This is a genomic window from Pseudomonas sp. B3G-3 (assembly GCF_028640915.1).
GTDB classification, from domain to species: Bacteria; Pseudomonadota; Gammaproteobacteria; order Pseudomonadales; family Pseudomonadaceae; genus Aquipseudomonas; species Aquipseudomonas chlororaphis_I.
This window is the reverse complement of the sequence record NZ_JAQZAB010000054.1, coordinates 22,596-42,137: the sequence shown is the minus strand read 5'-3', so window position 1 is coordinate 42,137 and position 19,542 is coordinate 22,596. Positions and strand designations below refer to the sequence as shown.

The window sequence follows — 19,542 nt, the reverse complement described above, 5'->3', positions numbered from 1 at the left end:
CGACCGGGCTTTGTTTTGCCTGTCGGTTGGCGATTGTGAATGTGTTAATGTTCAGCCTTTGTGGCGCCGAGCGTCGCCATCCAGCCCTGTGAACGACCCGCACATGACCAACCCAAGACCTTCCCTGACATTGACCCTGCTTCAGGCCCGCGAAGCGGCCATGGCATTCTTTCGCCCGTCCCTCAACCAGCACGACCTGACCGAGCAGCAGTGGCGGGTGATCCGCATCCTGCGCCAGAACGGCGAGCTGGAAAGCCATCAGCTGGCGAAAATGGCCTGTATCCTGCCGCCGAGCATGACCGGCGTGTTGACCCGCCTGGAGCGCGACGAATACGTCAGCCGGCGTAAATCCCCCGAGGACCAGCGCCGCCTGTTCATCACCCTGACGGAAAAGGGCGAGGCCTGTTTCGAGTCCATGAGCGGCGATATGGAAATCAACTACCAACGCATCCAGCAGCAGTTCGGCGAAGAGAAGATGCAGGCCCTGCTGGCCCTGCTCAACGAGCTGAAGCAAATCAAACCCTGACCCGATCTTCTTCTGTAGGAGCGAGGCTTGCCCGCGATGCCGGCAACGCGGTGCAACAGGTGATCCGCGTCGCATTCATCGCGAGCAAGCTTCGCTCCTACAACAGCAACAGCAACAGCTGGTTCAGCTTCTGCGCTGGCGCATCAGATGCTTGAACCCCTCGTACACCAGCACCAGTACCGCCAGCCAGATCGGCAGGTAGGTCAGCCATTCCCCGGCCTGGATGCTTTCTCCCAGCAACAGGGCCACGCCCAGCAGCAACACCGGTTCGACATAGCTCAACAAGCCGAACAGGCTGAAGGGCAGCAGGCGGCTGGCGATGATATAGGCCACCAGCGCCGAGGCACTGATCAACCCCAGCAACGGAATCAGCAGGTACAGCCAGGGGTGTTGATCGACCACGGCAAAACCCTGCTCGCCGCCTTGCACGAACCACAGCGCGATTGGCAGCAGCAGGGCCATGTCCAGCCACAGGCCGCCCAGGTTGTCGGAGGCCAGGCGTTTGCGCAGCACGAAATAGACCGGATAACCGATGGCCACCAACAAGGTCGCCCAGGAAAAACTGCCCACCTGATACAGCTCGTTGAGCACCCCCAGGGTCGCCAGGCCGGCGGCGATCTTTTGCAGCCGCGACAGCTGTTCGCCGTAGACGATGCGTCCGGTCAGGACCATGGTCAGTGGCAGCAGAAAATACCCCAGCGACACATCCAGGCTGTAGCCATTCAACGGCGCCCACATGAACAGCCACAGCTGCACCCCGAGCAGCGCCGCGGACAGCGGCAGCGCCAGCAGCAGAAGCGGTTGGCCCAGCAGTCTCTTGAGGATCGCCCCGACATGCCGCCATTCGCCGCTCAGCAGCATGAACACGGTCATGCACGGCGCGGTGAGCAGCATGCGCCAGCCGAAAATCTCCACCCCGGTCAGGGGCGCCAGCAAGGAGGTGTAGAAATACATGACGGCAAACAGCACCGACGCCAAGACCGATAGAGCAATACCTTTAGACAAGCTGTCCTCGTGTGACCTGAACCAGGCAAATGGGATGGAGGGAAAAACTGCGGGGAATATAGAGGGTTTGGCGCGAGACGTTTACTCGGATTTATCGCAAGTTGCGGGAAAATATCCCGTTTGCCGCCACTCACCGGCAGTGGGGCAGCGGGTGGCCCGCGGAAGGGGCCACCGCTGTGGGGAGATCAGCGTGGCGTGCGTCCGGAGACGAAGTGGCTGACGTCGTTGAAGCCCGGGGTCGAGGCATGCCCCGGAGTGACCAGCGAATCGATGAAGGCCTCATCCTCGGCGCTGATCTTCACCTCCAGCGCCTTGGTGTAGGCGTCCCACTGTGCCTCGGTGCGCGGGCCGACGATCGCCGAGCTGACTGCGGCATTGTTCAGCACCCAGGCGATGGCGAACTCGACCATGCCGACCCCGCGGCCCTGGGTGTACTGCTGGATCTGCTGGGCGATGCGCAGCGACTCGACGCGCCATTCGGTTTCCAGGATGCGTTTGTCCTGGCGCCCGGCGCGGCTGTTGCTGTCGGGGGCGACATCCGGCGCGTACTTGCCGCTGAGCACGCCGCGGGCCAGCGGGCTGTAGGGCACCACGCCGAGCCCGTAGGCCTGGGCCGCGGTGATCTGCTCGGTCTCGGCCTGGCGGTTGACGATGTTGTACAGCGGCTGGCTGATCACCGGCCGGTCGACGCCGAGCCGGTCGGCGATGCGGATCACCTCGGCGATGCGCCAGCCGCGGTAGTTGGACAGGCCCCAGTAGCGGATCTTGCCCTGGCGCAGCAGGTCGCCGATGGCCGACACCGTGACTTCCAGCGGCGTGTTGTGGTCTTCGCGGTGCAGGTAGTAGATGTCGATGTAATCGGTGCCCAGGCGGGTCAGGCTGGCGTCGATGCCGTTGAAGATGTGCTTGCGGCTCAGGCCGCTGCGGTTGGGCACGCCATCGGCGGGGCCGAAGCCGACCTTGGTCGCCAGCACCCATTGGTCACGCTGGCTGGCGATGGCTTCGCCGACGATCTCTTCGGAACGGCCGCCGGTGTAGACGTCGGCGGTGTCGATGAAGTTGATGCCCTGGTCCCAGGCCTTGTCGATGATGCGCAGGGAGTCCTCGGTGCTGGTCTGTTCGCCGAACATCATGGTGCCGAGGGTCAGGGGGGACACGTGCAGCCCGGAATGGCCGAGGATGCGATAGCTCATGTACGAAATCCTTGTGCGTGAGGTAAGGCCGGCGCGACAGCGGCCAGCGACCGGTCATGGGACGCCCATCAAATACCAGAACGGGCGTAGGGAGCAATCTGAATTATCCCGCCAGCAGTTGGCAGCGAGCCTGCAAAAAGCCTTGCAGCACCTTCACCCGTTCCGAGACCTGCAAACGGTGCGGGCACAGCAGGTTGAGCGGCACGCTTTCACCCTGCCAGTCGCTGAGCAGAGGCATCAGGCGCCCGGCGCGAATGTCGCTGGCCACGTCGAGCCAGGCCTTGTAGGCAATGCCGTGGCCGGCCAGGGCCCAGCGTCGCGCCACTTCGCCGTCGTCGCTGAGGTAGTCGCCGCGCACCTGGACTTCCTGCACCTCGCCATCCCGGCTGAAGTGCCAGCTGTTGTAGGGGCGGCCGTTGCGCAGATAGATCAGGGCGCTGTGCTCGCTCAGCTCGGCGGGGGTCTGTGGCGTGCCGTGGCGCGCCAGGTAGTCGGGGCTGGCGCAGGCCAGCCGGTGATGCCGGGGCAGGATCGGCAGGGCCACCAGGCTGGAGTCGCTGGGCACGCCGAAGCGCAGGGCGACGTCGACGGTCTCGCGGAACAGGTCGCTGTGCCGGTCGTTGAGCAACAATTGCAGGCGGATATGCGGGTGTTCGCGCTTGAAGTCGTCCAGCCAGGGCAGCAGCAGGTTGCGCCCGAAATCCGACGGCGCCGCCAGTTGCAGCACACCGCTGAGGCCCTGGCTCTGCTGCTTCAGGGCCTGCTCGCCTTCCGCCAGGGCCGCCAGTGCCACGCGCACGCTGTCCAGGTAGCGCCGGCCTTCTTCGGTGAGGCGCATGCTGCGGGTCGAGCGCGCCAGCAGGCGCATGCCCAGGCGGGTTTCCAGGCGCTTGAGGGCGATGCTGGCGGCGGCGGGGGTCAACTCCAGGCTGCGGGCGGCGGCGGAAATGCTGCCGGAGTCGGCGGTGCGGACGAAGACTTCAAGGTCGAGAATCGAGCTCATTGCTAAAAATCCTTTAAAGATCCTTGCGTTTTACCGGGATTTTTCCTCGATTATCAAGCTGTGAATATGCAGTCACTTCCATCGCACAAGGGTGACTCTATGAAACTGCTCAGTACTTTCTTGCCGAATTGCACGGTCGTTATCGGCGGTGGAGGTGCGTCATGACCTGGCATTTCGATCATCTGGCCTTCAACACCGCCGAGGGCGACGCCTTGCAGCAGGCCTTCCAGGCCTTGCTCGGGCTGCAGGCCGGACGGCGCCCGCCGTTTCCCTTTCCCGGGCGCTGGCTGTACCAGGACGGGCAGGCGCTGGTGCATGTGATCGAGCAGCCGACCTTCGCCGAGACGGCGCTTAGCCATATCGCCTTCAGGACCGAGGAGGATGCCGCAGTGGTGTTGCAGCGGGTTCAGGCCAGCGGCCTGCCGCATCAGGTGGCGCAGGTGCCACAGGACGGCACCTGGCAGATTTTCGTGCAGATGCCGGGTGGCCTGGTGTTGGAACTGGATGCGCCGGCGGGCGCCGACCTGCATCCGGGGTATCGCTATGAAGCGGATGGCGGCGCGCCTGAATGAAACATGGCCGCACCAATACGGGGGGCGCAAGCATCTGGTCCGTCAGCGCAGAAGCCGAAACTGTAGCCGCTGCCGCAGGCTGCGATCGAGGCCGCAGGACTCGCCATCAGCCATGACGCGGTCTGTCAGTAAAACGGCTTCTCTCCGGTCACGGCCGCTTCGCACGGAGTGCCGCCCAAACCGATCGCAGCCCGCGGCAGCGGCTACAGGTGAATGCCTTGCAGCGCGGCGACCCCGATGGCCGGGGCCGCCGGCGACTCAGGCCGAATGCAACTGGTAGCGCACCGCGTAACCGCTCAGGCGCTGGTCCAGGGCCGCGCGGCGGGTCGCATCCAGGTCAGGCACATGGATATCCACCCGTTGCCCGTGGCGCTCGTCGCTGACGGCCTCGACGCGGATGCCGTCGGCAACCTGGCGCACCTCGTCTTCGAATACCCGGCGAATGGCGTCCAGGCGCAGGGCCGGCTTGAAGGTCTTGCCCACAGCCGTCAGGGGGATCTGCTCGAGCAGCCAGACGTCCTTGGGCAGCGCGGCCCGTTCATGGATATGCCGCGCGGCGTGCTCCAGCAGCTCGGCCGGATCGGCGCTGGCGCCGGCCTTGAGCTGGACGTACACCACCGGCAGCTCGCCAGCCTTGATGTCCGGCTTGCCCACCGCCGCGGCCATGGCCACGGCCGGGTGGCGGTGCAGGGCTTCTTCGATCATCTGCGGGTCGATGTTGTGGCCGCCGCGGATGATCAGGTCCTTGCTGCGCCCGGTCAGCCAGATGTAGCCGTCGCGGTCGATGCGCCCCAGGTCGCCGGTGTTGAACCAGCCGCCGTCGAGCCACAGGCCCTGGTTCTTGTCGGCCTGCAGATAGCCCTTGAACACCGTCGGCCCGCGCAGGCAGACATTGCCGGGCTCGTCGGTGGCGGCATCGCGCAGGTAATGGCCGTCGCTGTCGAGCACGGCGATCTTGACCTCGCAATACGGCAGGCGCAGGCCGATGGAGCCGATCCGGCGCTCGCCGTCCCGAGGGTTGCAACTGGTGGCGCAGGTGCTTTCGGTGAGGCCGTAACCTTCGATGATCTTCAGCCCCGAGCGCGCCTCGAACTGACGGATCAGTTCCACCGGCATGGGCGCGGCGCCGCACACCGCAAAGCGCAGGCTGGAGACATCGATGCCGTCGTTGGGTACCTGCAGCAAGGCGGCAAAGATGGTCGGCACACCGCTGAAACAACTGATCCGGTAACGCTCCACCAGGTGCCAGAAATCCTTGATCAGCGTCGGGTTGCGGTAGCCCTGGGGCCCGGCCAGCAGTACCCGGGCGCCGCGGTGGAAGGCGGCGAGGCCAGTGAGTATCACCCCGTTGACGTGGAACAGCGGCAGCCCGCAGAGCAGCACGTCGTGGCTGCTGTAATCGCCATGCAGGCCAATGATCTCGGCCATCGCCACTTCATTGAGGTGGCTGTGGGGTGCCAGTTTCGGCGTGCCGGTGGTGCCGCCGGTGTGGAAGTACGAGGCGATGTCGTCCGGCTGGATCACCCGGCCGCTTTCCAGGTGGTCGGCGGGGCAGGCGGCGAGCAGGGTGTCGAAGTCCAGCACGCCCTCCGGCATCGCCGGGCGCTGGCTCTTGATCGCGCTGCGTTGCGGCTCGGGCAGCAGGTTGGCCAGGTCGATGGTGACGATGGCTTCCAGCTCCGGCAGACGCTCGCGCAGGTTGGCGACCTTTTGCCAGAGGTCGGTGCCGGGGAAGGGCGCCAGGGTCACCAGCACCGTGGTGCCGGATGCGCGGACCAGTTCGGCGATGTGTTCCGGCTCCAGCAGCGGGTTGATGGCGTTGACGATCCCGGCGGCCTCGCCGCCCCAGATCACGTAATGGGTCTGCGGCAGGTTGGGCAGCAGGAAGGACACCGCCTTGCCCGGGCGGATGCCCAGCCGGTGCAGGGCGTTGGCGGTGCGGGTGACCTGGGCGAACAACTCGGCGTAGCTGATGTTCCAGGGCTGGTCCTGGATGCTGCCCTGGGGCAGGAAGGTCAGGGCGGTGCGCTCGCCGAAACGGCTGGCCGAGCGTTGCAACAGTTCATAGGTGCTGGCGGGAAGATTGCGCTGGGCCAGGGGCTGCTGTTGTTCGAGGGCTTGGATGTCGCTCAGGCGGGCGAGGGAGATGGGCGCGGTCATGATCGTGTGGGTCTTCCTTCGGTAAGGTCTGCGAGGGAGGTCATCAATCGATCCAGCCAATGGAAAACTGCCGCGGCCGGACGTCTGTCCGATATACCACGGGTGTGCTCGGGTGGGCTGTTGCTTTTTGTAGCGAGGCGGTGACAAACCCGTGGTTTGTCCCGGGAAGCCGGGCCCGCCAAAGGGCAGGCCCGGTGGCAGGCTCGGAGGCGTGATTCAGCGTTTCAACGTGCGGGTCATGCGCAGGGCCAGCAGGCTACCCGCGACGATGACACCCGCCAGCAGGTACAGCGCGGCATCGGTGGAGCCGGTGCTGTCCTTGACCCAGCCGACGATGTAGGGGCTGAGGAAGCCGGCCATCTGGCCCATGGAGTTGATCAGTGCCAGGCCACCCGCAGCGGCGCCGGCGCTCAGCAGCGCCGTCGGCACCGGCCAGAACATCGGCAGGCCGGTGAGGGCGCCCATGGTGGCGAGGGTCAGGCCGAGGATGGCGACGGTCGGGTTGGCGGCGAAGTTGACCGCGATCAGCAGGCCGATGGCGCCCATCAGCATCGGTACCACCAGGTGCCAGCGGCGTTCCTGGCGCAGGTCGGCCGAGCGCCCGACCATCAGCATGAACAGCGCCGCCAGCAGATAGGGAATGGCGCTGAGCCAGCCGATCACCAGGTTGTCGCTGAACCCCAGGTTCTTGATGATCGACGGCAGCCAGAAGTTGATGGCGTACACGCCGCTCTGGATACAGAAGTAGATCAGGCCGAAAGCCCAGATGGCCGGGTTCTTGAACACCGCGGTTAGGGAGTCGCCAGTGGTCCGCGGCTTGCGCGCGGCGTCTTCGGCCTGGTCGGCTTCCAGCAGCGCGCGTTCCTGCGGGCTCAGCCACTTGGCGTGGGCGAAATTGTCATTGAGCAGGAAGTACGCCAGGGCGCCGAGGATCACGGTAGGGATGCCCTGCAGCAGGAACATCCACTGCCAGCCGGCCATGCCGCCCTGGCCCGCGGCGAAGTGGTTGAGGATCCAGCCGGAGAACGGGCTGCCGAGCAGGCCGGACACCGGGATCGCCGACATGAACAGGGCCATGATGCGGCCGCGACGGAAGCTCGGGAACCACTGCGAGAGGTACAGCACCACGCCGGGGAAGAAGCCGGCCTCGGCGGCGCCGGTGAACAGGCGCAGGGTGTAGAACTGGGTCGGCGTGGTGACGAACAGCAGGCAGGTCGACAGCGTGCCCCAGGTGATCATCATCAGCGCGATCCAGCGCCGCGGGCCGAATTTGTTCAGCGCCAGGTTGCTCGGCACGCCGCACAGCACGTAGCCGATGAAGAAGATCCCGGCACCGAGGCCGTAGACGGTTTCGCTGAATTTCAGGGCATCGAGCATCTGCAGCTTGGCAAAGCCGACGTTCACCCGGTCGAGGTAGTTGAACAGGTAGCAGATGAAGATGAAGGGGATCAGGCGCAGGGTGATGCGCTTGTAGACGGCGTTTTTATCGTCATCGGTGGCCAGGGTGGCAGCGGCGCTCTGTGACATGGCGTGTCTCTCTTTATTATGATTTTTTGCGATGCGAGGTTAACGTTGATCGCCCCGAGAGTCTCGGTCACCCCATGGGCCGCTGTCTTTGTGCCGGCGCACAGGGTTTGCCGGCATCCCCTGTGCCGGTGAACAAGCCTTTGTCATTGCCCCGAGCCCGCTTTCCTAGGATCACGCCGCTATGTTCGAACTGGATCACGACCTGGCGCAGGATATCGTCGACCGGACGATGGCCATCCTGCCCTACAACGTCAACGTCATGGACAGCCAGGGCCTGATCCTTGGCAGCGGCGAGCCCGAACGCATCAACACCCGTCACGAAGGCGCGCAGCTGGTGCTGGCCAACGGCCGGGTGGTGGAGATCGACGCGCAGACCGCCAAGCACCTCAAGGGCGTGCAGCCGGGGATCAACCTGCCGCTGCTGCACGACCAGCGGCTGATCGGCGTGCTGGGCATCACCGGCGAGCCGGAACGGCTGCGCACCTATGCCGAGCTGGTACGCATGACCGCCGAGATGCTGGTGGGCCAGCGCCACCAGCAAGCGGAACAGCAATGGCGCCGCCAGCGTTGCGACGACCTGCTGGCGCTGCTGCTCAGCGACAGCGGGGATTCGCCGCGGCTGGTGGACGAGGCGCAGCAGATGGGGCTCAAGCCGCAGCTGCCGCGCACGCCTTATCTGTTCGAGCTGGGCCCGGACCGGGAAGGAGCGGCGCAGGGCGCGGGGCAGACAGTCGAAGCCTTGAGCGCCTGGCTGATGTCGCGTTATCCGGACAGCTGGTGCGTCAGTTCGGCCAAGTCCTCGTTGCTGTGGTGCCGGCCGGCGACCCTGAGCGTCGACAACCCGCGGCTGCTGGAAAAGCTCGACAGCCTGGGCTGGAACATCCTGCGCATCGCCGTGGGCGGCCAGGCCGATGGGCTGGCAGGGCTGCGCCGTTGCTACCGGCGGGTCGGCGACTTGCTCGCCTATGGCCGTGACGTGCTGCCCCAGTCGCGCTTGCTGACCCTCAACCGTTTCCGCCTGCCGGTGATGCTCTGGCGCCATCGCAATGACGATGCCCTCGACGAGTTGCTCAGCCCCTTGCGCAAGGTCATCGCCAAGGACAGCAATGGCCAGCTGCTGGCGACCCTGCGCAGCTGGTGCGACCACGACGGCCAGAGCCAGGCCTGCGCCGACGCCCTGGGTATCCACCGCAACAGCCTGCGCTACCGCATGGAGCGCATCGCCGAACTCAGCGGCGTCGACCCGCTCAAGCTCGACGGCATGCTGGCGCTGTACCTGGGGGTGCAGCTGTTGCCGCAGACCGATGCGCCCGCCACCACGCCTTAAAACCTTGCGCCCACCCCTGTAGGAGCGAGGCTTGCCCGCGATGGCCACGCCGCGGTGAGTCTGATGCACCGCGGTGCCTTGATCGCGGGCAAGCCTCGCTCCTACAGAAGATTGCATCGGCGCGGTTTTCGCGGCTTCGCTCCTATGATTGTGACAATGAACAATAAAGCCGCCCCACACTTGTGCAGCCGACCGGGGTCAAGGTCGCGGCCAACTGGCAGCATGGGCGCCATAAGAACCGGAGATAGCCCATGAAAATCATCATCGCCCCCGACTCCTTCAAGGACAGCCTGAGTGCCTCTGGCGTGGCCAGCGCCATCGCCGACGGGCTGGCGCGGGTGTGGCCGGACGCGCAGCTGATCCAGCGTCCGATGGCGGACGGCGGCGAGGGCACCGTGGAGTCGATCCTCGATGCCTGCGAGGGCCAGTTGCGCACCACCCGGGTCCAGGGGCCGCTGGGGGCACCGGTGGACGCGCGCTGGGGCTGGCTGCCGCAGAGCCAGACCGCGATCATCGAAATGGCCGAGGCCAGTGGTCTGCAACTGGTGCCACCGGGCCAGCGCGATGCCTGCACCAGCAGCACCATCGGCACCGGCGAGTTGATCCGCGCGGCCCTGGATGCCGGTGCGCGGCGGGTGATCCTGGCCATCGGCGGCAGCGCCACCAACGACGCTGGCAGCGGAGCCTTGCAGGCGCTGGGCGTGCGCCTGCTGGATGGCGATGGCCAGGCTCTGCCGCTGGGCGGGCTGGCCCTGGCGCGGGTGGCGCGGGTCGATCTGAGCAACCTCGACCCACGGCTGGCCGAGGTGCGTTTCGAGATCGCCGCCGACGTCAACAATCCTCTCTGTGGCCCTCACGGCGCCTCGGCGATTTTCGGCCCGCAAAAGGGCGCGTCGCCGCAGCAGGTCGAACAGCTGGACCGCGCCCTCGGCCAGTTCGCCGACCAGGCCGCGCGGGTGTTGGACAAGGACGTGCGCGACGAGCCGGGCAGCGGTGCCGCCGGTGGCCTAGGGTTCGCCGCCAAGGCCTTCCTCGGCGCGCGGTTTCGTCCGGGGGTGGAAGTGGTGGCGGAGCTGGTGGGGCTGGCCGAGGCCGTGCAGGGCGCGGACCTGGTGATTACCGGCGAAGGTCGCTTCGACGCCCAGACCCTGCGCGGCAAGACCCCCTTTGGCGTGGCGCGCATCGCCAAGCAGCACAATGTGCCGGTGATCGTGATCGCCGGGACCCTGGGCGAAGGCTACGAGCAGATGTATGAGCACGGCGTGGATGCGGCCTTTGCCCTGGCCGCCGGCCCCATGACCCTGGAGCAGGCCTGTGCCGAAGCGCCGCGCTTGCTGCGGGACAGGGCCGCGGATATCGCCCGGGTCTGGCGCCTGGCGGCGCGCCAGGGCTGAGGCCATCGCGGGCAATCGAGCGTCGACCGGCCGCTCCTACAGGATTGTGTCCTCCCCATTTCGCGGATCGACACAGGCTTCTGTAGGAGCGAGGCTTGCCCGCGATCAGCTCTACCTGACACCCCGCGCCGTCAGGGATCGCCCACAGAACTTCAGTAAACCCCACCACCCGAGGTAGGCGCCGCCACTTCCTTGTACTGCCCCAGCAATCCCTGCAGCCCCTTCATCAGCACTGTGGTGTCCACCCCCACCGCGACGAAGTTCGCCCCCAGTTCGATATAGCGCTGCGCCAATGTCCGGTCGGCACTGAGGATTCCGGCCGCTTTGCCGGCCTTGCGGATCCGCGCGATGGCGTCCTCGATCGCCGCGACCACCTCGGGATGCCCCGGGTTGCCGCGATGGCCCATAGACGCCGAGAGGTCGGCCGGGCCGATAAACACACCATCGACCCCGTCCAGGGCGGTGATGGCATCCAGGTTGGCCAGGCCTTCGAGGTTCTCGATCTGCAGCAGCAGGCACATCTGCTCATCGGCCTGGTCCAGGTAGCCGGGGATGCTGTTCCAGCGCGAGGCCCGGGCCAGGGCGCTGCCGACGCCACGGATGCCCGCCGGCGGATAACGCATGGCGCGCACCAGCTGTCGGGCCTGCTCGACGCTTTCGACCATGGGGATCAGCAGGGTCTGGGCGCCGATATCCAGCAGTTGCTTGATCAGCGCGATGTCGCCCACCGGCGGGCGGATGATGCCCTGCACCGGGTAGGGGGCGATGGCCTGCAACTGGCCGAGCAGGCTGTTGAGGTCGTTGGGCGCGTGTTCGCCGTCCAGCAGCAGCCAGTCGAAACCGGCGTTGGCCGCCAACTCCGCGCAATAGGCATTGGCCAGGCCCAGCCACAGGCCGATCTGCGGCGCGTCTTGCCGCAGGCGTTGCTTGAAATGATTGATCGGCAGTTGCATGAGCGTGCTCCTCAGACAAAACCGCAGGCAATGCTGCCGAGCTGGTCGTAGTCGACGTGGAAGGTGTCGCCGGGGCGGGCGGCCACCGGGCGGGTGAAGGAGCCGCCGAGGATGATCTGCCCGGCTTCCAGGCCGACGTCGTAGGCCGCCAGCTTGTTGGCCAGCCAGGCCACGCCCTTGGCCGGGTGGTTGAGCACCGCGGCGGATACCCCGGATTCCTCGATCACCCCATTGCGGTACAGCACCGCCGGCACCTTGCGCAGGTCGATATCGCCAGGGCGCACCGCGCGGCCGCCCATGACCACCCCGGCGTTGGCGGCGTTATCGGAGATGGTGTCGAACACCTTGCGCGTGGCCTGGGTCCGCGGGTCGACCTGCTGGATGCGCGCGTCGATGATCTCCAGGGCCGGGATCACCCACTCGGTGGCGTCGAGCACATCGAACAGCGTGCAATTCGGGCCCTTGAGCGGCTTGCCGAGGATGAACGCCAGCTCCACCTCGACCCGCGGCACGATAAAGCGCTGGAAGGGAATGTCGCTGCCTTCCTCGAACAGCATGTCGTCCAGCAGGGCACCGAAGTCCGGCTCGGTGATGTTCGACGACACCTGCATGGCCCGCGAGGTCAGGCCGATCTTGTGCCCGACCAGCTTGCGCCCGGCGCGGATCTTGTGTTCCACCCAACTGCGCTGGATGGCGTAGGCGTCCTCGATGGTTATCTCGGGAAACTCCAGCGACAGCTGGGGGATCTGTTCCCGGTTGCGTTCGGCGGCGTCGAGGCGGGCGGCGGCCTGCTGGATATCCGAAGTGCTGAGCATGGTTACTTCTCCTGGGGATTGACGATAAGGGCCGGCACCCGCAGCACCAGCCAGGCGCCGCCGGCGATCAGCAGGGCCAGGGCATAGAGGGCGAGGCTGGCGCTCTGGGTGGCGTCGCGGACCACGCCGATCAGGTAGGGCGCGAGGAAGGCGGCGATGCTGCCGAAGGAGCTGATCAGGGCGATCCCCGCGGCCTGGGTGTTGCTGGCGAGAAAGGCCGGCGGCAGTTGCCAGAACATTGGCAGCGCGGCGCTGGCGCCCATGCCGGCCACCAGCAGCCCGGCCATCACCAGCCAGGCATTGTCCGGGGCCAGGCCGGCGACGATCAGGCCGACGCTGGACATCAGCAGCGGCACGCTCAGGTGCCAGCGCCGTTCGCGCAGGCGGTCGGAAGAACGGCCGACGCCGATCATGAACAGGCAGCCGGCCAGGTACGGCAGGGCGCTGAGCAGGCCGACGCGGCTGTCGCGGGCGATGCCGGCGTGGTGGATCAGGGTGGGCATCCAGAAGGCGATGGTGTTGACCGCCAGCATCACCGCGAAATAGATGCACACCAGCAGCCAGATGTGCCTGTCCTGGAGGATGCCGGCGAAGCGGGTGATCGGCTTGTGCTGTTCTTCCTGGCTCAGGGCCGCGTGCAGTTGCTGCTTTTGTTGGTCGCTCAGCCAGGCGACGCTGTCGATGCTTTCCGGCAGCGCCTTGAGTACCACCAGGCCAAGCAGGACCACCGGCAGGCCTTCGATCAGGAACATCCATTGCCAGCCACGCATCCCGCCCAGGTCGTGGAAACTTTCGAGAATCCAGCCCGACAGCGGCCCGCCGATCACCCCGGCCATGGGCACGGCGATGGCGAACAGCGCGGTCACCTGACCCCGGCGGCTGGACGGGAACCAGCGATTGAGCAGCACCAGGATGCCGGGGAAAAAACCGGCCTCGGCCACCCCCAGCAGAAAGCGCAACAGGTAGAAGCCGGCGGCGCTGTCCACCAGCAGCATGGCGCTGGACAGCAGGCCCCAGACCACCATCAGGCTGGCGATCCAGCGGCGCGGCCCGACCCGGTCCAGGGCCAGGTTGCTGGGCACGCCGAACAGCGCGTAGGCGATGAAGAACAGGCCGGCGCCAAAACCGTAGACGCTGTCGCTGAAGCCCAGGTCCTGGGTCATCTGCAGCTTGGCGAAGCCGATATTGATGCGGTCCAGGTGGGCGAAGATGTAGCAGGTGAACAGCAGGGGCATCAGCCGCCAGGTGATCCGCCGATAGGTGTCGGACGTCTCCGCGGCGCTGGGCAGGGCAAGGGTCGAGCTGGACATGGGCGGGTCTCTTTTATTGTTCTTGTCGATAGGGCTCGGACCTTTAGCCGCTGCCGCAGGCTGCGATAAGCCCCGAAGAGGCTTCCAGCAATCTCAAGAGCACGACTGCTTCGTCGGAAGTGCCGCCCAAGCCGATCGCAGCCTGCGGCAGCGGCTACAGGTCACAGGTCACGCTTGGCGCTTGAGAAACTCATGCACGTTGTTGTGCTTGAAGTTCAGCTCGGCATCCAATTCGCTCATCTCGAACGACAGCGCCAGCAGGCGCTGGGCCTGGAGCTCGGCGAAGTGCGCCTTGATGATCTCGAACAAACCCTCGGCGACCTTGCGTCTGGTCGCCAGGTCGCGCCCGGCGCCGACTTGCAGGCGCATATGGACGAAGGCGTAGTCGTGCTTGCCGTCGGCCATGCGCCAGGTGTCCAGGCGCACGCCGCGGCTGCGGATGCCGCCGAGCGGGAACACGCCGCTGGCTCCGAGGTAGTCGTGGACCTTCTCGAACAGCCCCGGCAGGTCGGCGGCCTGCTCGATGTTGTCGGTGTATTCGGCGATGAAGTGCGGCATGGGGGCCTCCTTTGGAGGCAGCTGCAAGCCGCAAGCTGCAAGCGGCAAGAGGGTTCTCTTGTGGCTTGTAGCTCGCCGCTTGCCGCTGCTTCATATCTCAAAAATGGCGTTGATCTGGCCGGTGCCGGAGCTGCCGAAAGGCGCGGTGACAATCTCCGCCGGCCGGTTGTATTCGGGGCCGCCGAGCAGGCCCAGGAGCATGGCGGTGTCGTGCATCCGGCCTTCGCCGAAGCAGTGTTCGGCGTAGTCCGGGAGCATCGAGCAGAACTCGCGGAAGCGCCCCTGTTGCCACAGCTCGACCACTCGCAGGTCCATCTGCTTGTCGAATTCGCGGGTCCAGTTATGGATGTTGGCTTCGGCCTCGCGGTCGTCGGAGAAGCGGTGCGACAGCGAGCCGGAGGCCAGCACCAGGACCTTGCGGTCGCTCTTTTCGATGGCCCGGCGCACCGCGGCACCGAAGGTGAAGCTGTCTTCGAGCTTGTGCCAGGCACACCAGGCGGCGATGGAAATCACCTGGAAATGCTGCTCCGGCGGTACGTCCATGTGCATGTAGCGCATCGGCACCAGGGTGCCGTATTCCAGCTCCAGGCTGGGGATGTTGTGGGCGAGGGTGCGCACATCGGCGGCATTGGCTTCGGCGGCAATCAGCTCGCCCAGTTCCGGGCAGCCGTTGTAGTCGTAGTCCATGTTCTTGATGAAGTGCGGCAGTTCGTTGCTGGTGTAGGTGCCCTCGAAGTGCTCGCCACAGTTGATGTGGTAACCGCTGTTGACCAGCCAGTGCACGTCGAACACCACCGCGGTGTCGGCCCCCCGTTCACGGGCGCGGCGGGCGATTTCCTTGTGCCCGGCGATCGCCGCTTCGCGACAGCCGTGGTGCTTGCCCGGCAGTTCGGACAGATACATCGATGGAACGTGGCAGACCTTGGCGGCCATGACGACTTCGCCCATGGTGCTTCTCCTGAAACATCTTATTGTTCGACCTTGTAGCCGCTGCCGAAGGCTGCGATCGACTGCGTAGCAGTCGTAACCGGGACACCTCGATCGACTGTGAACAAGGCGCCGGATCGCGGCGCGCGGCCACGGCTACAGCGGATTTTTCAACCTTACACGCCCCAGCGCGGGATGTGGTGGCTGCCCATGGAGATACAGATGTTCTTGATCTCGGCAAACACCTCGAAGCTGTACTCGCCGCCTTCGCGGCCGGTGCCGGAGCCCTTGACCCCGCCGAACGGCTGGCGCAGGTCGCGCACGTTCTGGCTGTTGATGAACACCATGCCGGCCTCGATGCCACGGGCCAGGCGATGGGCCTTGCCGATGTCCTGGGTCCAGATGTAAGAGGCCAGGCCGTACTCGGTGTCGTTGGCCAGTTGCAGGGCCTCGGCCTCGTCCTTGAACGGGATCAGGCAGACCACCGGGCCGAAGATCTCTTCCTGGGCGATGCGCATCTTGTTGTTCACATCGGCGAACACGGTCGGCTGGATGAACTGGCCACGGGCGAGGTGTGCCGGCAGGTTGGCCGGACGCTCCAGGCCACCGGCGAGCAGGGTGGCGCCTTCCTCGATGCCGATGCGGATATAGCCGGTGACCTTGTCGTAGTGGGCCTGGGTGATCATTGAGCCGACCTGGGTCTTGGGATCGGTCGGATCACCGACGATCAGCCGCTTGGCGCGGGCGGCGAACTCGGCGACGAACTGCGGGTAGACGCTTTCCTGGATGAAGATCCGGCTGCCGGCGGTGCAGCGTTCGCCGTTGAGCGAGAAGATGGTGAACAGCGCGGCGTCCAGGGCGCGCTGCAGGTCGGCGTCTTCGAAGATCAGCACCGGCGACTTGCCGCCCAGCTCCATGGAGTACTTTTTCAACCCGGCGGTCTGCATGATCTTCTTGCCGGTGGCGGTGCCGCCGGTGAAGGAAATCGCCCGCACGTCCGGGTGGCGTACCAAGGCATCGCCGGCGGTGGTGCCGTAGCCCTGGACGATGTTCAGCACACCATTGGGAATGCCGGCTTCGACCGCCAGGCGCCCCAGTTCGTTGGCGGTCAGCGGCGACAGCTCGGACATCTTCAGCACCGCCGTGTTGCCCAGCGCCAGGCACGGCGCGGTCTTCCAGGTGGCGGTCATGAACGGCACGTTCCACGGCGACACCAGGGCGCAGACGCCGACCGGCTGGTACAGGGTGTAGTTGAGCATCTGGTCGTCCACCGGATAGCTGTGGCCATCCATGCGGGTGCAGACCTCGGCGAAGAAGTCGAAGTTGTGCGAGGCGCGGGGGATCAGGACGTTTTTGGTCTGGTGGATCGGCAGGCCGGTGTCGAGGGTTTCCAGCTCCGCCAGGTGCGGCACGTTCTGGTCGATCAGCTCGCCCAGCTTGCGCATCAGCCGTGCCCGTTCTTTCGCCGGAGTATTGGCCCATTTCGGAAAGGCATCCTTGGCCGCCGCGACCGCCTGGGCGATTTCCCCGGCACCGCCGCTGGCGACTTCACCGATGGCTTCGCCAGTGGCCGGGTTGTAGTTGACGAAAGTGTCTTGGCTTTCGACCTCGCGGCCGTTGATCCAGTGTTTGATCATTTATGCGTGCTCCTTGGCCGCCAGTTGCGTGTCGTGTTGTGCCTTGATCCTGAAGAACTCCGCCTCGCTGACGATGCGGTTGACCAGCCGGCCGACGCCTTCGACTTCCACCACCACTTCATCGCCGGGCACCACGTCGGACAGGCCTTCGGGGGTGCCGGTGGCGATCATGTCGCCGGGTTGCAGGGTCATGAAGCTGGAGAGGTATTCGATCAGGTAGGGAATGTCGAAGATCATGTCGGCGGTAGTGCCTTCCTGGCGCAGCTCGCCGTTGACCCAGGTGCGCAGCTTCAGCCGGTTCGGCTCGGGCACGTCGGCGACGTCGACTATCCATGGCCCGACCGGGGTGGTGGCGTCGCGGTTTTTCACCCGCAGGTTGGGCCGGTAGTAGTTTTCCAGGTAGTCGCGGATCGCGTAGTCGTTGCAAACCGTGTAGCCGGCCAGGTAGTCCAGGGCATCCTCGCGCTTGACGTTGCGCGCGGTCTTGCCGATCACCGCCACCAGTTCGCACTCGTAGTGCATGTAGGCGACGTTGTCCGGGCGCCAGGTGACCTGGTTGTGGCCGGTGTAGGTGCCAGGGGACTTGATGAACACCAGCGGCTCGGTCGGTGGCTTGAAGGCCAGTTCGGCGGCGTGGTCGGCGTAGTTCAGACCCAGGGCGAACATGCTGCCGGTGGCCGGGGGCAGCCACTCGACCTGATCCTCGGCGAGCACACGGCCATCGGCCAGTTTCACGCTGTTGGGCGCGTTGACCAGCACATCGTGGACCTGGCCTTGATAACGGATGCGGGCGTGTTTCATGGCGGCTCCTTATTCGGCGGCTGTTTCGGCGGCTGTTTCGGCAACAACGTGATTGGCGAGACGGCCCAGGCCGCTGATCTCCACTTCGATACGGTCGCCGGGCTTGACGTCGATCCGGCCTTCGGGGGTGCCGGTGATCAGCACGTCGCCCTCGTGCAGGGTCATGAACTCGCTGATTTCGGCGATCAGCTGGGGAATGCCGCGCACCAGATTGGCGGTGCTGTTGCGTTGCAGCAGTTCGCCGTTGACCCACAGCTTCAGTTCCAGCTCATGGGGATCACGCACCTGGGCCGCCGGCACCAGTTCCGGGCCGAAGGAACAGAAGCCGTCGCGGCACTTGGCCTTGACGGCGGGGCGGTAGTAGCTGTCTTCCGGCAGGCTGAATTCATTGACGATGGTGTAGCCGGCCACATGCTGCAGGGCGTTTTCCACGCTGACCCGGCTTGTGCGCTTGCCGATCACCACGCCCAGCGCCGGGCCCGGTTGCAGGCGCTCGACACCCTGCGGATAGATCACGGCGCCGCCGTGAACGTTGCGGGTGTTGGGGGTCTTGATGAACAGCACCGGCTTGACCGGTGGCTTCTGGTAGGGCGGCTGGGTGAAGGATTCCAGGTGGCTGCGCAACAGGCCCTGATAGTTCAGCGCGACGCCGAACAGGGTGCCGGTGGCGACTTCATGCAGTGCACGGCTCATTGTGGTTTTCTCCTGAGCATCGCGGAAGACGAGGTGATTTCGTTAATGTGTTAACGTTATATTTAATATGTTAACGATCGTCAAGCGCCGACCCTGACCCGTTTGCCGAGTACTGGTGAACAGGCCGCGAATCACGCAGGATGTGGGCGCTTGCCGCGGGTAAAAATAAAAAAGCGCTGCGGCGAAATAGAAAGCGCCGCGAGCAAAAAAAGAGACACGCCACCATGAGCGATCGCCAGCCGATCCCCAACATCAACATCGGCCAGGTCTACGACCAGCGTTACGCCGACTCGCAGGTGCATTACGACAAGCTGAGCAACCTGGCCGGGTTCTTCGGCCGCAACATGCCGGTGCACCGCCACGACCGGTTTTTCCAGGTGCACTACGTGAAAAGCGGCGCGGTGCGGGTTTACCTCGACGACCAGCAGTACCTGGAATCGGGGCCGATGTTTTTCCTCACGCCACCAACCATTGCCCATTCCTTCGTCACCGAGGCCGACAGCGAAGGCCACGTGCTGACCGTGCGCCAGCAACTGGTGTGGGAGCTGATCGAAGCCGACAGCCGTCTGGCCAGCGGCCCCCAGGTGGCACCGGCCTGCGTGGCCCTGGCGCGCCTGGACCCGGGATTCGCCGGCGAGGCGCGGCGCCTGGCGTTGCTGTTCGATGAGTTGCAGGAGGAAGTCACCGGGCAGGGCGCCGGGCATGCGCCGGCGCTGGAAGCCCTGACCCGCTTGATCCTGATCAGCCTGCTCAGGCTCTCGGCCAATTCCCTCAAGGCGCGCCCGGCCCGTCACGAAGACCTGCAGATCTTCCATCGCTTCAACGAACTGATCGAAGCCCAGTACCTGGAGCATTGGCCGCTGTCGCGCTATGCCGGGCAGATCGGCGTCACCGAGGCGCGCCTCAACGATGTCTGCCGGCGCATCGCCGACCTGCCGTCGAAACGCCTGGTGTACGAGCGGCTGATGCAGGAGTCCAAGCGCCTGCTGCTGTTCACCGCCAGCTCGGTGAACGAAATCTGCTACCAGCTGGGGTTCAAGGACCCGGCGTATTTCAGCCGGTTTTTCCAGCGCTACGCGAAGATGACGCCGGGGGAATACCGGACGCGCCAGGGCGCGGCGAAGCCCTGGTCCTGAAGGCA

The 19,542-nt window shown here is 65.6% G+C and carries 18 protein-coding genes; 5 read left to right on the top strand and 13 right to left on the bottom strand.

The features are described from left to right. Positions 1 to 103: 103 nt before the first annotated feature. The gene (gene hpaR / locus PVZ80_RS00715; RefSeq protein WP_007921772.1) at positions 104 to 526 is read left to right on the top strand and encodes a homoprotocatechuate degradation operon regulator HpaR; all 423 of its coding nucleotides are present in this window, start codon (positions 104 to 106) and stop codon (positions 524 to 526) included. Between the two features lie 123 nt (positions 527 to 649). Here hpaR and rarD read toward each other — a convergent pair whose 3' ends face one another. The 3 genes from rarD to PVZ80_RS00700 all read right to left on the bottom strand — a co-directional run bounded on the left by rarD (position 650) and on the right by PVZ80_RS00700 (position 3,727). Beyond that, the gene (gene rarD / locus PVZ80_RS00710) at positions 650 to 1,531 is read right to left on the bottom strand and encodes an EamA family transporter RarD (RefSeq protein ID WP_009049329.1); all 882 of its coding nucleotides are present in this window, start codon (positions 1,529 to 1,531) and stop codon (positions 650 to 652) included. 185 nt (positions 1,532 to 1,716) lie between these two features. Then, entirely contained in the window at positions 1,717 to 2,724 is a 1,008-nt protein-coding gene (locus PVZ80_RS00705; protein WP_273863310.1) for an aldo/keto reductase, read from the bottom strand. 103 nt (positions 2,725 to 2,827) lie between these two features. Further along, on the bottom strand, positions 2,828 to 3,727 hold the full coding sequence (locus tag PVZ80_RS00700) for a LysR family transcriptional regulator (RefSeq protein ID WP_273828294.1): 900 nt from the start codon (positions 3,725 to 3,727) through the stop codon (positions 2,828 to 2,830). Positions 3,728 to 3,888: 161 nt separating this feature from the next. Here PVZ80_RS00700 and PVZ80_RS00695 point away from each other — a divergent pair, with 161 nt between their 5' ends. Continuing rightward, on the top strand, positions 3,889 to 4,299 hold the full coding sequence (locus tag PVZ80_RS00695; protein ID WP_009049326.1) for a hypothetical protein: 411 nt from the start codon (positions 3,889 to 3,891) through the stop codon (positions 4,297 to 4,299). A gap of 258 nt (positions 4,300 to 4,557) precedes the next feature. Here the strand turns inward: PVZ80_RS00695 and PVZ80_RS00690 are convergent, their stop codons facing one another. Continuing rightward, positions 4,558 to 6,459 carry an acyl-CoA synthetase gene (locus PVZ80_RS00690; protein WP_038632834.1) on the bottom strand — a complete coding sequence of 634 codons (1,902 nt, stop codon included), beginning with the start codon at positions 6,457 to 6,459 and terminating at the stop codon, positions 4,558 to 4,560. Between the two features lie 216 nt (positions 6,460 to 6,675). Further along, the gene (locus tag PVZ80_RS00685; protein WP_041983437.1) at positions 6,676 to 7,986 is read right to left on the bottom strand and encodes an MFS transporter; all 1,311 of its coding nucleotides are present in this window, start codon (positions 7,984 to 7,986) and stop codon (positions 6,676 to 6,678) included. Between the two features lie 181 nt (positions 7,987 to 8,167). Between PVZ80_RS00685 and PVZ80_RS00680 the strand changes: the two genes are divergently transcribed. Beyond that, positions 8,168 to 9,313, top strand: a complete 1,146-nt coding sequence (locus PVZ80_RS00680; RefSeq protein ID WP_273863309.1) for a sugar diacid recognition domain-containing protein — start codon at positions 8,168 to 8,170, stop codon at positions 9,311 to 9,313. 251 nt (positions 9,314 to 9,564) lie between these two features. After that, the gene (locus PVZ80_RS00675) at positions 9,565 to 10,707 is read left to right on the top strand and encodes a glycerate kinase (RefSeq protein WP_198918992.1); all 1,143 of its coding nucleotides are present in this window, start codon (positions 9,565 to 9,567) and stop codon (positions 10,705 to 10,707) included. 152 nt (positions 10,708 to 10,859) lie between these two features. Here PVZ80_RS00675 and hpaI read toward each other — a convergent pair whose 3' ends face one another. The 8 genes from hpaI to PVZ80_RS00635 all read right to left on the bottom strand — a co-directional run bounded on the left by hpaI (position 10,860) and on the right by PVZ80_RS00635 (position 18,401). Continuing rightward, positions 10,860 to 11,660 carry a 4-hydroxy-2-oxoheptanedioate aldolase gene (gene hpaI / locus PVZ80_RS00670; protein ID WP_101282635.1) on the bottom strand — a complete coding sequence of 267 codons (801 nt, stop codon included), beginning with the start codon at positions 11,658 to 11,660 and terminating at the stop codon, positions 10,860 to 10,862. Between the two features lie 11 nt (positions 11,661 to 11,671). After that, complete coding sequence (hpaH, locus tag PVZ80_RS00665; protein ID WP_273863308.1) at positions 11,672 to 12,475, bottom strand: 2-oxo-hept-4-ene-1,7-dioate hydratase; 804 nt, start codon at positions 12,473 to 12,475, stop codon at positions 11,672 to 11,674. A gap of 2 nt (positions 12,476 to 12,477) precedes the next feature. After that, positions 12,478 to 13,785 (bottom strand): MFS transporter, encoded by a 1,308-nt coding sequence (locus PVZ80_RS00660; RefSeq protein WP_273863307.1) that lies wholly within the window; start codon positions 13,783 to 13,785, stop codon positions 12,478 to 12,480. 168 nt (positions 13,786 to 13,953) lie between these two features. Continuing rightward, positions 13,954 to 14,343, bottom strand: coding sequence for a 5-carboxymethyl-2-hydroxymuconate Delta-isomerase (locus tag PVZ80_RS00655; protein WP_009049318.1), 390 nt, complete (start codon positions 14,341 to 14,343; stop codon positions 13,954 to 13,956). Between the two features lie 90 nt (positions 14,344 to 14,433). Beyond that, positions 14,434 to 15,291, bottom strand: a complete 858-nt coding sequence (gene hpaD / locus PVZ80_RS00650) for a 3,4-dihydroxyphenylacetate 2,3-dioxygenase (RefSeq protein ID WP_016702468.1) — start codon at positions 15,289 to 15,291, stop codon at positions 14,434 to 14,436. Between the two features lie 155 nt (positions 15,292 to 15,446). Next, the gene (hpaE, locus tag PVZ80_RS00645; protein WP_273863306.1) at positions 15,447 to 16,907 is read right to left on the bottom strand and encodes a 5-carboxymethyl-2-hydroxymuconate semialdehyde dehydrogenase; all 1,461 of its coding nucleotides are present in this window, start codon (positions 16,905 to 16,907) and stop codon (positions 15,447 to 15,449) included. After that, on the bottom strand, positions 16,908 to 17,708 hold the full coding sequence (locus PVZ80_RS00640) for a fumarylacetoacetate hydrolase family protein (protein WP_016702470.1): 801 nt from the start codon (positions 17,706 to 17,708) through the stop codon (positions 16,908 to 16,910). It abuts the gene before it with no gap. Between the two features lie 9 nt (positions 17,709 to 17,717). After that, entirely contained in the window at positions 17,718 to 18,401 is a 684-nt protein-coding gene (locus PVZ80_RS00635; protein ID WP_273863305.1) for a fumarylacetoacetate hydrolase family protein, read from the bottom strand. Between the two features lie 224 nt (positions 18,402 to 18,625). Between PVZ80_RS00635 and hpaA the strand changes: the two genes are divergently transcribed. Further along, positions 18,626 to 19,537 carry a 4-hydroxyphenylacetate catabolism regulatory protein HpaA gene (gene hpaA, locus PVZ80_RS00630; protein ID WP_009049313.1) on the top strand — a complete coding sequence of 304 codons (912 nt, stop codon included), beginning with the start codon at positions 18,626 to 18,628 and terminating at the stop codon, positions 19,535 to 19,537. The last annotated feature ends 5 nt before the right edge of the window (positions 19,538 to 19,542 follow it).